This is a genomic window from Rhizobium sp. P1_E6 (assembly GCF_056405875.1).
This window is the reverse complement of sequence record NZ_JBFUBG010000002.1, coordinates 91,569-104,619: the sequence shown is the minus strand read 5'-3', so window position 1 is coordinate 104,619 and position 13,051 is coordinate 91,569. Positions and strand designations below refer to the sequence as shown.

General features: G+C 59.0%; 14 protein-coding genes and 1 tRNA gene. 12 read left to right on the top strand and 3 right to left on the bottom strand.

Annotated elements, in window-relative coordinates; all coding sequences use genetic code 11:
* Nucleotides 1–171 precede the first annotated feature (171 nt).
* From AC1D35_RS02065 to AC1D35_RS02050, 4 genes are all read left to right on the top strand, one after another.
* Nucleotides 172–666, top strand: coding sequence for a peptide deformylase (locus AC1D35_RS02065; protein ID WP_113310623.1), 495 nt, complete (start codon nucleotides 172–174; stop codon nucleotides 664–666).
* Nucleotides 667–744: 78 nt separating this feature from the next.
* Complete coding sequence (locus AC1D35_RS02060; RefSeq protein ID WP_113310624.1) at nucleotides 745–1,242, top strand: BON domain-containing protein; 498 nt, start codon at nucleotides 745–747, stop codon at nucleotides 1,240–1,242.
* A 327-nt stretch (nucleotides 1,243–1,569) separates the two neighbouring features.
* Nucleotides 1,570–1,941: a hypothetical protein gene (locus AC1D35_RS02055; protein WP_113295465.1), complete on the top strand. Its 372-nt coding sequence runs from the start codon at nucleotides 1,570–1,572 to the stop codon at nucleotides 1,939–1,941.
* Between the two features lie 174 nt (nucleotides 1,942–2,115).
* A tRNA-Leu gene (locus AC1D35_RS02050) sits at nucleotides 2,116–2,200 on the top strand.
* A gap of 349 nt (nucleotides 2,201–2,549) precedes the next feature.
* On the opposite strand, the gene AC1D35_RS02045 is transcribed toward AC1D35_RS02050, so the two are convergent.
* Nucleotides 2,550–3,236, bottom strand: coding sequence for a dimethylsulfonioproprionate lyase family protein (locus tag AC1D35_RS02045; RefSeq protein WP_477938198.1), 687 nt, complete (start codon nucleotides 3,234–3,236; stop codon nucleotides 2,550–2,552).
* A gap of 261 nt (nucleotides 3,237–3,497) precedes the next feature.
* On the opposite strand from AC1D35_RS02045, the gene lipB reads away from it, so the two are divergent.
* The 8 genes from lipB to sugE all read left to right on the top strand — a co-directional run bounded on the left by lipB (nucleotide 3,498) and on the right by sugE (nucleotide 10,901).
* Nucleotides 3,498–4,223 carry a lipoyl(octanoyl) transferase LipB gene (lipB, locus tag AC1D35_RS02040; RefSeq protein WP_113310626.1) on the top strand — a complete coding sequence of 242 codons (726 nt, stop codon included), beginning with the start codon at nucleotides 3,498–3,500 and terminating at the stop codon, nucleotides 4,221–4,223.
* Nucleotides 4,224–4,315: 92 nt separating this feature from the next.
* Nucleotides 4,316–5,242: a DMT family transporter gene (locus tag AC1D35_RS02035; RefSeq protein ID WP_113310627.1), complete on the top strand. Its 927-nt coding sequence runs from the start codon at nucleotides 4,316–4,318 to the stop codon at nucleotides 5,240–5,242.
* A gap of 97 nt (nucleotides 5,243–5,339) precedes the next feature.
* Nucleotides 5,340–6,044, top strand: a complete 705-nt coding sequence (locus AC1D35_RS02030; protein WP_113310628.1) for a hypothetical protein — start codon at nucleotides 5,340–5,342, stop codon at nucleotides 6,042–6,044.
* A gap of 101 nt (nucleotides 6,045–6,145) precedes the next feature.
* The gene (locus AC1D35_RS02025; protein WP_113310629.1) at nucleotides 6,146–8,155 is read left to right on the top strand and encodes an acetyl-CoA carboxylase biotin carboxylase subunit; all 2,010 of its coding nucleotides are present in this window, start codon (nucleotides 6,146–6,148) and stop codon (nucleotides 8,153–8,155) included.
* Between the two features lie 205 nt (nucleotides 8,156–8,360).
* Complete coding sequence (locus tag AC1D35_RS02020) at nucleotides 8,361–9,488, top strand: S-(hydroxymethyl)glutathione dehydrogenase/class III alcohol dehydrogenase (RefSeq protein ID WP_113310630.1); 1,128 nt, start codon at nucleotides 8,361–8,363, stop codon at nucleotides 9,486–9,488.
* Nucleotides 9,488–9,961: a GNAT family N-acetyltransferase gene (locus AC1D35_RS02015; RefSeq protein WP_113310631.1), complete on the top strand. Its 474-nt coding sequence runs from the start codon at nucleotides 9,488–9,490 to the stop codon at nucleotides 9,959–9,961. Before AC1D35_RS02020 ends, AC1D35_RS02015 begins: the two co-directional genes overlap by 1 nt.
* A gap of 10 nt (nucleotides 9,962–9,971) precedes the next feature.
* Nucleotides 9,972–10,415 (top strand): YaiI/YqxD family protein, encoded by a 444-nt coding sequence (locus tag AC1D35_RS02010; RefSeq protein WP_113299390.1) that lies wholly within the window; start codon nucleotides 9,972–9,974, stop codon nucleotides 10,413–10,415.
* Between the two features lie 171 nt (nucleotides 10,416–10,586).
* Nucleotides 10,587–10,901 (top strand): quaternary ammonium compound efflux SMR transporter SugE, encoded by a 315-nt coding sequence (gene sugE, locus AC1D35_RS02005; protein WP_113310632.1) that lies wholly within the window; start codon nucleotides 10,587–10,589, stop codon nucleotides 10,899–10,901.
* Between the two features lie 60 nt (nucleotides 10,902–10,961).
* On the opposite strand, the gene AC1D35_RS02000 is transcribed toward sugE, so the two are convergent.
* Both AC1D35_RS02000 and AC1D35_RS01995 read right to left on the bottom strand, forming a co-directional pair.
* Nucleotides 10,962–11,357, bottom strand: coding sequence for a DoxX family protein (locus AC1D35_RS02000; protein WP_113299392.1), 396 nt, complete (start codon nucleotides 11,355–11,357; stop codon nucleotides 10,962–10,964).
* A gap of 128 nt (nucleotides 11,358–11,485) precedes the next feature.
* On the bottom strand, nucleotides 11,486–13,018 hold the full coding sequence (locus AC1D35_RS01995) for an acyl-CoA carboxylase subunit beta (protein ID WP_113310633.1): 1,533 nt from the start codon (nucleotides 13,016–13,018) through the stop codon (nucleotides 11,486–11,488).
* Between the last annotated feature and the right edge of the window lie 33 nt (nucleotides 13,019–13,051).

Here is a 13,051-nt window from a genome sequence, read left to right as displayed (position 1 = left end):
TTGTCAACAAGCGGATAAGCGAATTCCGCCCTGCCCTTGCGGCCGCGGGATTCCTTATCGACCTGCTAGCCCAAAGCATTTCTGCCGTAAAGCTCAAACACATGCTTTCTGATGACAATGCCTGTGGCCGGCTATAGTTTCCGCTGCCATTTGCCGAAAGGAAGCTTAGCTGTGCCGATCCGCCCCATTCTCCGCTATCCGCATCCCGGCCTGAAGACGGTCTGCGCCCCGGTAATGTCGTTCGATTCGGCCCTGTCAGGGCTTGCCGACGACCTGTTGCAGACGATGCGGGCGGCACCCGGTGTCGGCATCACCGCTGCCCATATCGGCGTCTTTGAGCGGCTGACGGTGCTGGAACTCGACAAGGCCGACGGCGTGCGCATCTATGTCAATCCCGACATCACCTGGTTTTCGGACGAGACGATGATCCATATGGAGGGCAGCGTCTCGATGCCGGGTGCGACGGACGAGGTCACACGCCCGAAGGCGATCCGCTTTCACTATCAGGATCTCCAGGGCCATCACCACGAAGAAGAGGCATCGGACTTCCTCGCCATCTGCGTCCAGCACGAGGTCGATCAGCTCGACGGCATTTTCTGGCTGCAGCGCCTGTCGCGGCTGAAGCGTGACCGGCTGGTCAAAAAGTGGGATAGAATGAAAAGCTGAGGGTAGCGCCGCAATCGGTCGAACCAACAGCGCCCTTCCTGCGTTTGCCTTGCAGAATGGAACCGGAAGGAGACGGAAATGCCAAAGATCACTGACAAGACCTCGCTTTCCCGCGAAGAGGATTATCGCGACTTCGAGGAGCGCAATCTGGACGACGGCTGGCCTTATGCCGACGGCAGCGGTGCGAAAGCCGCAGCAACCGAAAACCGTGCCTATGGCGAAACCTCGGCCAATTTCGACCGTGACCGCAACGGCGGCTTCCGCATCGACGGGACGGACGAGGACGGCAATGAAAATCGTCTGAAGGATTCGCTCGAGCCTGATACCATCGACCGCGGCGAGAGCGACGATCTCGAGGCCCGCGTGACCGAAAATCTGGAAAATATCCCCGAGGTAGATATCGACAGCGTCGAGGTTCACGCCGACGGGCATACCGTGACGCTGGACGGRTCGGTCGAAACGATCGGCATCGCCCGCAAGGTCGAGCTCGGCGCTCTGTCGGTGGACGGTGTCCACCATGTGCGTAACCGGTTGCAGATGACAGGTGTCGATGCCCACATCCCGAATGAAGACTAAGGCCGAAAACACGAAATCGCCACATTTCAGGACCGGAAAGCTCCCTGCTTTCCGGTTTTTCCGTCTCTAAAATTACAAATAGTTAATCAATTAAAGATTGCAAAATTGCCCTTCGGATGAAAGCGTTGACATCTCAGGCAATTAACTGTGCCGGCTAAGGTAACGTACCCCTCAAAAACATTGACAAATATGTGATTTCATTCGGACAAAACGTCGCAACATGGCCGTCATCTTTCTCACAAATTTGCCCGAATTGGGGAGCGAACTGAGCTTGCCGAGGGTTGGTTTTGTGTTGTTGCTTGCAACAAGAGATTGAGGAGATGACCCATGCGCATGAAAATCGCCGCCGCCGCCACCCTGTTTGCCGTCAGCCTGGCCAGTGCAGCCTTCGCTCAGACGAAGTACAATGACGACTATTCCAACGATGGCGACGGCCTCTACCAGACCCCGGTCGCACCGGCCAAGCCCATGCACTATCCGACCCATGCGGCCGCCCCTGCCTATTCCAGCGACTACACGAATGACAGCGATGGCTTCTCGCCGACAGCGATGACGAAGCCGGCGAAAGTCGACAACACCGCGACCGCCAGCATCAAGCCGCTGCCGGACTGCCACAGCATGGTCGGCCCGAAGGGCTCCCACCAGAAAGGCGCCGATAGCGGAGCAAGCCGCACCGAAGCATGCCGCGCAATGCACTGACATAATCCGAGAAAGGGCCGGTTTCCGGCCCTTTTCTTTTGTAATTTCAATGTCTCCTGCGGCGTAATCCACACCTCGGACAAGCTTTTAAAAAAAACTGTCACATCGCGCTTGTGTACCTCTGAGGCTTTTGCTACATGCTGCCTCGCCGACGCAAATCGGCCCTACCACGATGCGGTCGTGGCGGAATTGGTAGACGCGCAGCGTTGAGGTCGCTGTGGGGTAACCCGTGGAAGTTCGAGTCTTCTCGACCGCACCATTCCCCTCTCAGGGGTATTATTTTGATTATGTTTTTTTGGACGAGTGCGAATATTTCTCCGCGCGATTTTAGTTACGCCAGAACCATACTTTTATTGGTTCTGTTTGTGTGGTCGCGAAAAAAGCAACCCATTTGATCGATGTTCAACGTTCGCACCTCTCTTAAGCAGCTCCCGTGATCATCTCAGTTCAATCCCTCCAAGACTGAGTCCTCGGCGTGACGGTTTGCTTTTCGAACGCCCCTCGAATCTCCGATCTGACAAAGAGACTGTGCTGCCTCTTTGAGCATCACTGATACGCGACTCATCCCATATCGCCCTTCACCGGAATCGGCGCGGTCCTCCGGCACTTTATCTTCCCGCCTCTTCAACGTGACACCAGACCGCGAGAAGCGGAGTAGTGGTGCAACGCATGGCAAACGACTGTCCGGCTTCAGCAGCGAAGACACCGCCTATTCCGGTCGAAAACCAGTTCTCTCCGGCTATTGAAAGTTCGCATGGGGAAAGCAGCAGGAAGGCCCGTGAAAACCGTTGGATGTGATCCGGGAAACGGCTGTAGGGTTCCATATATGTAAGGCCAACCCGGATATCCGTCCGGTCCTCCAGGCCACCTGGCCCAACAATCACGCTATGTGCATGGGCCTTCTCAAAGTTGAGGCTGGCAAACGGTCCACTTCTGCCTCTGATCCACACGAGTGATTCGGCAAGGCGCCAAACGCACTGCGCTATCTCGGAGTATAAGTCGCCAGTCGCGATTGCGTTTTGAAGTGCCGCCTCGAGGCCTGAAGGGGTTCCGGTATCCTGGAGCCGCGTGTCGCGCAGCGTTCCTGTACGCTCGAGCTTTTGAAAGACCTTACCCGCGACAAAGCTCGCCATCGTCGAAGCCGAGGGATTCAGCATCGCCCGGACCAGCAAGTTCAGGAAGTTGTCGAGCATCGCTGGGCGCTGCGCAGCGCCGCGTTCGCGAAGCCTGCTTTTTACCGGCTCATTCTCATCGGTGATGAGCAGATCTGCTGCCCGCTTGATTATCCTGCCCATTACCTTCTCCGTGCAGAACCTTCCCTACAGTGCCGGGTCCAGCTCCTGCAAGGACTCTGATCGATTTGCCGCCAGACCATGATCGGCGGCATAGCGTTCCGTCTCCCGCTTCGTTCCGCATTTCATCATGGACTGATTGGCGCGCAGAAGCTCCGTGCTGAAAAGCCGCCTGCAGCAAAGAACAATTGAATCACTCTTCGCCCGAGTCCATATAGAAGCCCGCGCCGCGCCCCTCTTTGCGTGATGGCGCCAAGGACTGTCATGCTACGCACCGATCTCGATTTCTCTATGCTCCCGAAACTTGGTTCGCGCCCCGTTCGCTGGCGGATCTCGGATGAACTCGTGCCCTATGTGGAAGCGGTAGAGACGATGGAGCGGGAGGTAGCTGATATTGCCCAAGGCGGCGACGAGCTTGTCTGGCTGCTGGAGCATCCGTCGCTCTATACGGCCGGCACCAGTGCCGATGCCAAGGATCTCGTCGAGCCGGATCGCTTTCCGGTCTTCGCCACCGGCCGCGGCGGTGAATATACCTACCACGGTCCGGGCCAGCGTGTTGCCTATGTCATGCTTGATCTCAAGCGCCGCCGGCAGGATGTCCGCGCCTTCGTCGCAGCACTGGAAGAAGTCATCATCCGGACGCTCGATTCGATGAATGTGCGCGGTGAACGGCGCGAGGATCGTGTCGGTGTCTGGGTCCGCCGGCCGGAGAGGCCGCTCTTGCCTGACGGGACCATGGCGGAAGACAAGATCGCCGCACTTGGCATCCGCCTGCGCAAATGGGTGACGTTCCACGGCCTGTCGCTGAACGTCGATCCTGATCTCGATCATTTCACCGGCATCGTGCCATGTGGCATCTCGGCCTTCGGCGTTACCAGCCTCGTCGATCTCGGCCTGCCGGTGATGATGGCCGATGCCGATATCCGCCTGCGTGCTGCCTTCGAAGAGATCTTCGGCGAAACCGTCAACGATACGGGGCACTGTCCTTGATTGCCAGTGCTTGATTGCCGGTGCTTGATTGCCAGTCCTTGATTGAATGACCTTCCTGTGGTTGATGACGTCATCCGCAAGAAGCAGCCCTCATGTCCCAATCTCCCTCCGCACAGAATCCGCTCCAGGGCATGGCTATCATGGCTGGGGCCATGGCCATCCTGCCGACGATGGATGCGATCGCCAAATACATGGCGACCTTCGAGGGCATGTCGCCTGGACAGGTAACCTTCTACCGCTTCTTCTTCCAGCTGGTCTGCACTCTGCCGATCCTCTTTGCCATGTTCGGCATGCAGGCGCTGTCTGCCAAGCGCCCGTGGATGAACCTCCTGCGCGGTGCGCTGCATGGCGCAGCCAGCCTGCTTTTCTTCGTCGCGGTCAAATACATGCCGCTCGCCGATGTCTTCGCCATCTACTTCGTCGAGCCCTTCATGCTGACAGCGCTCTCGGCACTGTTTCTGGGAGACAAGGTCGGCTGGCGCCGCTGGATGGCAATCGTCGTCGGTTTCAGCGGCGCGATGATCGTCATCCAGCCAAGCTATGAGATCTTTGGCCTGAAGGCGCTGCTGCCGGTTTTCTGCGCCTTCCTCTTCTCGCTTTATCTCTTCCTCAACCGTGCGATCGGCGAGGCGGATTCGCCGCTGACGATGCAAACGATGTCGGGTATCGGCGGTACGATCTTCATGGCGGGCGCAATGTTTGTCGGAAGCAGCATCGGCAATGCCGACTTCATCCCCTCCCTGCCCGCCTCCTGGCTCGGCCTCGCGCTGCTGGTCATTCTCGGCACGATCTCGGGCTATGCGCACATGCTGGTTGTTAAGGCTTTCCGCCTGGCGCCGCTGTCGCTGCTTGCGCCGTTCCAATATTTCGAGATCATTTCGGCGACCGTGCTCGGTTACGCCCTCTTCGGCGATTTTCCGAATGTTTCCAAATGGATCGGCATCGCCATCATAGTTGCATCGGGTCTTTTTATCATCTGGCGCGAGCGTTTGCAGGCACGGTCGTTAAAATCCGAATGAAACGGCCAATCCAAGGTTAACCCTCCTTCTTGAGGGATCTTCAATTCGGCATCGATAAAACCACTTCCGGCTTCATGATGAAGTCTGGAGATAAAAGATGAGTGAGTTCCGTCTCGCTTTTCCGGCGTGTGTCATCGCCGGTAAGCATCGGCTGACGGCCGAGGACATTGTGCTGCTGCGCAAACATACCTTTCCGGAGGGAATCCGGACATCCGATGATGTCGTGGTGATGTTGGCGCTCAATAATTCCTGCCCCGAAAAATGCTCGGAATGGAACGCGTTCTTCGTGGAACAGCTGGCAGGCTTCATCGTCGATTATACCTATCCGCAGGGCTCACTGGACGAAATAAATGTCGCATGGATCATGCGCATGTTCACGACCGACGGCGTTGTCAATTCCGCGCTCGAGCTTGAGCTCGTCCTGCACGTCATGGAACTCAGCGCCCATGTGCCCGATGAGCTGCGGGCGCTCGCGCTCGATCAGCTCCGCTTGGCGCTATCAGAGGATATCGGCGGCTACAAACTGACCCGCGCTATCGACCGCAAGAGCATCGCACGCCAGGATGTCGACTACGTCATGCGCGTTTTGAGAAGCGTCAGCGAAGGCGGCGTCATCGGCGTTTCGCCGGTCGAATATGGCGTTCTGCAGCGCATCGAGGCGGCAACGCTACCAGGCGCGAATCATCAGCGCTGGGGCGAGATCATGGCTGCGGTCGAAATCAGAGATTATGCCGAGCCGAAACGCAGCCGTTGGCTGCGCATCATCGACGAAGAGCCGGTCGTCGCTGCTGCGGTTGCCTGATCGTCTGTAATATCTCAGCCCGCCCTGATTCTTCAGCCCAATTGTACGTTCCGGCTTTTTATGCGTAAAACTCCGGAACGCATTTCCTGGGTGGAGTCTCGATGTTCAAGAAAATCCTGATCGCGAATCGCGGCGAGATTGCCTGCCGCGTGATCAAAACCGCGCGCCGCATGGGCATTGCCACCGTTGCGGTCTATTCGGATGCGGATCGGGATGCCCTGCATGTCGAAATGGCCGATGAGGCCGTCCACATTGGCCCTGCCCCGGCTGCCGAAAGCTATCTCGTTGCCGAAAAGATAATCGCTGCCTGCAAAGAGACCGGTGCCGAAGCCGTGCACCCCGGCTATGGCTTCCTGTCGGAGCGCGCTTCCTTTTGCGAGGCGCTGGAGAAGGAAGGCATCATCTTCATCGGCCCGAAGCCCAGGGCGATCATGGCGATGGGCGACAAGATCGAATCGAAGAAATTCGCCAATGCCGCCAAGGTCTCGACCGTACCCGGTTATCTCGGGGTGATCGATGACGTGGCGCATGCCGAAAAGATCGCCGCTGAGATCGGCTATCCCGTGATGATCAAGGCATCAGCCGGCGGCGGCGGCAAGGGTATGCGCATTGCCTGGAATCAGGCGGAGGTGCGCGACGGCTTCGACCGCGCCCGCTCGGAAGCCAAGAGTTCCTTCGGCGACGACCGCGTCTTCATCGAGAAATATGTGGTCGATCCGCGCCATATCGAAATCCAGGTACTGGCCGATGCGCATGGCAATGTCGTCTATCTCGGCGAGCGCGAATGCTCCATCCAGCGCCGGAACCAGAAGGTCGCCGAAGAAGCGCCCTCGCCTTTCCTCGATGAGAAGACCCGTGCAGCCATGGGCGCGCAGTCGGTGGCGCTCGCAAAGGCTGTCGACTATCAGAGCGCCGGCACGGTGGAGTTCATTGTCGACCGCGACCGCAATTTCTATTTCCTCGAAATGAATACTCGCCTGCAGGTTGAGCATCCGGTGACGGAACTCGTGACCGGCATCGATCTCGTCGAGCAGATGATCCGCGTTGCATCAGGCGAGAAGCTGCCCTTCGCCCAGAAGGACATCAGGTTGAATGGCTGGGCGGTGGAAAGCCGTCTCTATGCCGAAGATCCCTACCGCAACTTCCTGCCCTCGATCGGCCGCCTGACGCGTTACCGACCACCGGCAGAGGGCCGGACTGGCGATCTGATCATCCGCAACGATACCGGTGTCTTCGAAGGCGCTGAAATCTCCATGTATTACGACCCGATGATCGCCAAGCTCTGCACCTGGGCGCCGAGCCGCCTGCAGGCGGTGGAAGCCATGGGCCAGGCGCTCGACGCGTTCGTGGTCGATGGCATTGAACACAATGTTCCCTTCCTCTCGGCGCTCATGAAGCATCCGCGCTGGCGCGAAGGCCGCCTTTCCACCGGCTTCATCGCTGAAGAATATCCTGAAGGCTTCGCCCCGATGGCGCCTGACGCGGCGGAAGAGGCAGCGCTTGCCGCCATCGCGCTTTCCGTTTCCTTGATCGAGTCCGGCCGCCGCGAGGACTTTGCCGACCGCTTGCGCCAGGCGAGCGGCTCCTTGCGTGACGAATGGGCCGTCAAGCTTGGCAGCACCTATGTGCCTGTCAAACTGATCGATGGCCTCGTCACGATTCCCTTCGAGATGGAAATGGAGGTCGGTGGCCGCACCGAAACCGTTGTCACCGATTGGAGACCGGGCGATCCGGTCTGGCATGGCAGGATTGCCAGCCGGCCGGTGACGGCGCAGATCCGTCCGATCCTGAATGGCCTGCGAATCGACTGGCAGGGTCTTTCGGTCAAGGCGCGTGTCTTTACGCCGCGTCATGCCGAGTTGGATCGCCTGATGCCCGTCAAGTTGCCGCCGGATACCTCCAAGCTCCTGCTCTGCCCCATGCCCGGCCTCGTCGTCTCGATCGCCGTCTCCGAAGGCCAGGAGGTCAAGGCAGGCGAAACGCTCGCTGTCGTCGAAGCGATGAAGATGGAAAACGTGCTGCGTGCCGAGCGCGATCTCGTCGTCGGCAAGATTACGGCCGCTCCTGGCGAAAGCCTCGCGGTCGATGCCGTCATCATGGAATTTGCCTGAGGCGAAGCCGATATGGAATTCACCTAGGCGAAGCCGATATGGAATTCACCTAGGCGAAGCCGATATGGAATTCACCTAGGCGAAGCCGATATGGAATTCACCTAGGCGAAGCCGATTTTCGAATGGCGTTCTAAGCCCTTTTTGTGCTTGAGCCATCCTCGCCGAGCGTGCAAGAGTCCGCCACGCAAATCAGAGGAGATCGAAGATGGATGTTCGCGCCGCCGTTGCCGTTCAGGCAGGAAAACCCCTTGAGGTCATGACCGTTCAGCTCGAAGGCCCGAAGGCAGGCGAAGTGCTGATCGAGGTCAAGGCGACCGGCATTTGCCACACTGATGATTTCACGCTTTCCGGTGCCGATCCGGAAGGTCTTTTCCCGGCGATCCTTGGCCATGAAGGCGCCGGCATCGTCGTCGATGTCGGCCCCGGCGTCACGTCCGTGAAAAAGGGCGATCACGTGATTCCGCTCTACACGCCGGAATGCCGCGAATGCTATTCCTGCACCTCGCGCAAGACCAATCTCTGCACCTCGATCCGCGCGACCCAGGGCCAGGGCGTGATGCCCGACGGCACCTCGCGCTTCTCGATCGGCAAGGACAAGATCCACCACTATATGGGCTGCTCGACCTTCGCGAACTTCACCGTTCTGCCGGAGATCGCGCTTGCCAAGATCAATCCCGACGCCCCCTTCGACAAGGTCTGCTATATCGGCTGCGGTGTCACGACGGGCATCGGCGCGGTCATCAACACCGCCAAGGTCGAGATCGGCTCGACGGCCATCGTCTTCGGTCTCGGCGGTATCGGTCTCAACGTTCTCCAGGGCTTGCGCCTTGCCGGTGCCGACATGATCATCGGTGTCGATATCAACCCTGACCGCAAGGCATGGGGCGAGAGGTTCGGCATGACGCATTTCGTCAACCCGAAGGAAGTCGGCGACGACATCGTGCCCTATCTCGTCAACATGACGAAGCGCCATGGCGACCTGATCGGCGGCGCCGATTACACCTTCGACTGCACCGGCAACACCAAGGTCATGCGCCAGGCGCTGGAAGCCAGCCACCGTGGCTGGGGCAAGTCCGTCATCATTGGCGTCGCCGGCGCCGGCCAGGAGATCTCGACGCGTCCCTTCCAGCTGGTCACTGGCCGCAACTGGATGGGCACGGCCTTCGGCGGTGCCCGCGGTCGCACCGACGTGCCGAAGATCGTCGACTGGTACATGGAGGGCAAGATCCAGATCGACCCGATGATCACCCACACAATGCCGCTCGAAGACATCAACAAGGGCTTCGATCTCATGCACAAGGGTGAAAGCATCCGCGGCGTCGTGGTCTATTGATGACTGCTATTGCCTACAGCGTCGATCTGAAGGGCCTCGATGAGCTCTCCGCGCGGGAGCTTTACGACCTCTTGAGAATGCGTGTGGATGTCTTCGTCGTCGAGCAGAATTGCCCCTATCCGGAACTCGACGGCAAGGATATCGATGCCCTGCACCTGCGGCTGCTGGAGGGCACTGAACTCATTGCCTCCACGCGGCTCCTGAAGCCCTATAATGCACAGGATCCCGCAAAGATCGGCCGCGTCGTTGTCTCACCCGCCCATCGCGGCAGGCGGCTCGGCGATGCGGTGATGAAGGAATCGATCATCGTCTGTGAAAGGCTCTTTCCCGAAAATCCCATCGCGCTTTCGGCGCAGGCCCATCTGCGTCGCTTCTACGAATCCTTCGGTTTCGTGAAGACCTCGGAGGAATATCTGGAAGACGGCATTCCCCATATCGATATGGTCCGCCAGCTGGCCGGAGAGCCGGCATGAGGGTTTTCCCATGATCTATGTCGATGCCGATGCCTGCCCGGTCAAACCCGAAATCCTGAAAGTGGCCGAACGCCTCGGCATGGAGGTGACCTTCGTCGCCAATTCCGGCCTGCGCCCATCCCGTGACCCGATGGTGCGCAACGTCATTGTCTCGAATGCCTTTGACGCCGCCGACAACTGGATCGCCGACAATACCGGCCCGACGGATGTCGTGGTGACTGCCGACGTGCCGCTTGCGGTTCGCTGCGTCGCCAAGGGCTCCTTCGTGACAGGCCCGACAGGACGTGTCTTTGATCAGACCAACATCGGCATGGCGAGCGCCATGCGCGATCTCGGCGCTCATCTGCGAGAGACCGGCGAAAGCAAGGGCTACAATGCCGCTTTCAGCCCCAAGGATCGTTCGCGTTTCCTCGAGACCTTCGATCGTCTCTGCCGCCGCGCGAAGAACGCCTGATTGCCAGGCCTGCCCGCTGGAATCGGGTGGCATGGCAGCTATGCCAATTCCTAACTTGAACTCAGCCGTTCCCTCGTCCATATCAAGCGTGACGCAGACGACTGCGGCGCTCGGGTCTGCCCGGGGCGCAAAAGTCGCGGGGACGGCCTCGCTCTTGACAAGGAGAGTATGATGGCCTGGTTCCTGCTTTTTCTCGCTGGCCTTTTTGAATGCGGTTGGGCAATCGGTCTGAAATATACCGACGGCTTCACCCGTCCGATGCCGACGATCCTCACAGTCATTTGCATGGTGGTGAGCGTCATCCTGCTCGGTCTTGCCGTCAAAACCCTGCCCATCGGCACGGCTTACGCGATCTGGACCGGTATAGGCACTGTTGGTACCGTCTTGCTCGGTATCTGGCTTCTGGGGGATGCGGCAAGCGCCTCGCGCCTGATCTGCATTGCGCTGATCGTCACCGGCATTGCCGGCCTCAAGCTGACGGCCTGAAAAAGAAATATCTGAAATGAAGAAGAGGCTGCGGCGATGAAGCACCCGCAGCCTCTTCTGTTAGGCAGCCGCGTTTCTGTTATCGACGGACCATGCACCGGCGCCGGCAAAGAACAGGTAGAGGAAGACGAAGCAGAACAGGATCGCGCCATCGCCCTGGTTGAGAGCCGGGAAGAAGCTGTGCGGCATATGCGCCATGAAATAGGCGATCGCCATTTCGCCCGCCAACAGGAAGGCAACCGGCCGTGTTGCGAAGCCGATGAGAATGAGGATACCGCCAAAGGTTTCCAGCAGTGCCGCAATCAGGAACAAAGTGGACAGCGGGCCGTCGCCCTGCGCTGCCGGGAAGCCGAAAAGCTTCATCGTTCCGTGCTCGATGAACAGAAGCGCGGTCATGATTCTGAGAGCGGCCAGACCATAGGGGCGGTAGGCGGATAGACGCTCGAAAGTTGACATAAAGACTCTCCTTAAGGGTGTACTGCCGAGCGTTACCGTGTCTCTAACAGGGATTGAAGACACAGTTTGCTGACAGGCGTTCACAACTTCGACAGTGGATAAACACCTGAAGAGGCTCCTTTATTCGTTCACAACGGGATGTTGTCGTGCTTCTTCCAGGGATTGCTGAGATCCTTGTTCCGCAGCATCTTCAGTCCGCGAGCCAGCCGGCGCCGTGTCGAATGCGGCATGATCACCTCGTCGACATAGCCCCGCTCGGCCGCCACGAAGGGTGACAGGAAGCGATCCTCATACATTTTCGTGTGCGCCGCAATCTTTTCGGGATCGGCGATATCCTTGCGGAAGATGATCTCGACGGCGCCCTTGGCGCCCATGACGGCGATCTGGGCCGTCGGCCAGGCATAGTTCAAATCGCCCCGCAGATGTTTCGACGCCATCACGTCATAGGCGCCGCCGAAGGCCTTGCGGGTAATGACCGTCAGCTTCGGCACCGTCGCTTCCGCATAGGCAAAGAGCAGCTTGGCGCCATGCTTGATGAGCCCGCCATATTCCTGCGCCGTGCCCGGCAGGAAACCCGGCACGTCGACGAAGGTGACGATCGGAATGTTGAAGCAGTCGCAGAAGCGCACGAAGCGCGCCGCCTTGCGTGAGGCGTCGCTGTCAAGCACGCCGGCAAGCACCATTGGCTGATTGGCGACGAAGCCGACAGTCGAGCCCTCGATGCGCCCGAAGCCGCAGACGATATTCTTGGCAAAGCTCGCCTGGATCTCGAAGAAATCCCCCTCGTCCGCCACCTTCTGGATCAATTCCTTGATGTCGTAGGGCTTGTTGGCATTGGCCGGGATCAACGTATCCAGCGAATTGTCGGCATCGGTCGCCGACTGATAAGATTCGATTTCCGGCACCGGCGACGTGTTCGACTGCGGCAGGAAATCGATGAGGCGGCGAACCTGCAAGAGCGTATCGACATCATTGTCATAGGCGCCATCGGCTATCGAGGAGCGCGTCGTATGCACGCTCGCGCCACCGAGTTCTTCCGATGTCACCGTCTCGTTGGTGACGGTCTTCACGACATCGGGACCGGTCACGAACATGTAGGACGTGTCGCGCACCATGAAGATGAAATCCGTCATGGCAGGCGAATAGACGTCGCCGCCGGCGCACGGCCCCATGATGACGGAGATCTGCGGAATGACGCCAGACGCCAGTACATTGCGCTGGAAGACTTCGGCATAACCGCCGAGTGCCGCGACACCTTCCTGAATGCGCGCGCCGCCTGCATCATAGATGCCGATGATAGGCGCGCGGTTCTTCAGCGCCATATCCTGCACCTTGATGATCTTCTCGGCATGGGCTTCCGAAAGCGAACCGCCGAAGACGGTGAAATCCTTGGCGAAGACGAAGACGGTGCGGCCGTTGACAGTGCCCCAGCCGGTCACCACGCCGTCGCCGGCGATGCGGCTCTTGTCCATGCCGAAATCGGTAGAGCGGTGCTCGACGAACATGTCGAACTCCTCGAAGGAGCCTTCGTCGAGGAAGAGGTCGATGCGCTCACGCGCCGTCAGCTTGCCGCGCTGATGCTGCGCGTCGATGCGCACCTGGCCGCCGCCGAGACGGGCAATTTTGCGGCGGCGTTCGAGCTCTTCCAGAATATCCTTCATGATCCCCCCTCGCCGCTTTCAGCGGTTATGCAG

Bases quoted from the DNA above. Each gene is read 5' to 3' on its own strand.
- AC1D35_RS02025 (WP_113310629.1), top strand. From the start codon at position 6,146: ATGTTCAAGAAAATCCTGATCGCGAATCGCGGCGAGATTGCCTGCCGC.
- sugE (WP_113310632.1), top strand. From the start codon at position 10,587: ATGGCCTGGTTCCTGCTTTTTCTCGCTGGCCTTTTTGAATGCGGTTGG.
- AC1D35_RS02035 (WP_113310627.1), top strand. From the start codon at position 4,316: ATGTCCCAATCTCCCTCCGCACAGAATCCGCTCCAGGGCATGGCTATC.
- AC1D35_RS02055 (WP_113295465.1), top strand. From the start codon at position 1,570: ATGCGCATGAAAATCGCCGCCGCCGCCACCCTGTTTGCCGTCAGCCTG.
- AC1D35_RS02045 (WP_477938198.1), bottom strand. From the start codon at position 3,236: ATGGGCAGGATAATCAAGCGGGCAGCAGATCTGCTCATCACCGATGAG.
- lipB (WP_113310626.1), top strand. From the start codon at position 3,498: ATGCTACGCACCGATCTCGATTTCTCTATGCTCCCGAAACTTGGTTCG.
- AC1D35_RS02020 (WP_113310630.1), top strand. From the start codon at position 8,361: ATGGATGTTCGCGCCGCCGTTGCCGTTCAGGCAGGAAAACCCCTTGAG.
- AC1D35_RS02015 (WP_113310631.1), top strand. From the start codon at position 9,488: ATGACTGCTATTGCCTACAGCGTCGATCTGAAGGGCCTCGATGAGCTC.
- AC1D35_RS01995 (WP_113310633.1), bottom strand. From the start codon at position 13,018: ATGAAGGATATTCTGGAAGAGCTCGAACGCCGCCGCAAAATTGCCCGT.
- AC1D35_RS02000 (WP_113299392.1), bottom strand. From the start codon at position 11,357: ATGTCAACTTTCGAGCGTCTATCCGCCTACCGCCCCTATGGTCTGGCC.
- AC1D35_RS02010 (WP_113299390.1), top strand. From the start codon at position 9,972: ATGATCTATGTCGATGCCGATGCCTGCCCGGTCAAACCCGAAATCCTG.
- AC1D35_RS02030 (WP_113310628.1), top strand. From the start codon at position 5,340: ATGAGTGAGTTCCGTCTCGCTTTTCCGGCGTGTGTCATCGCCGGTAAG.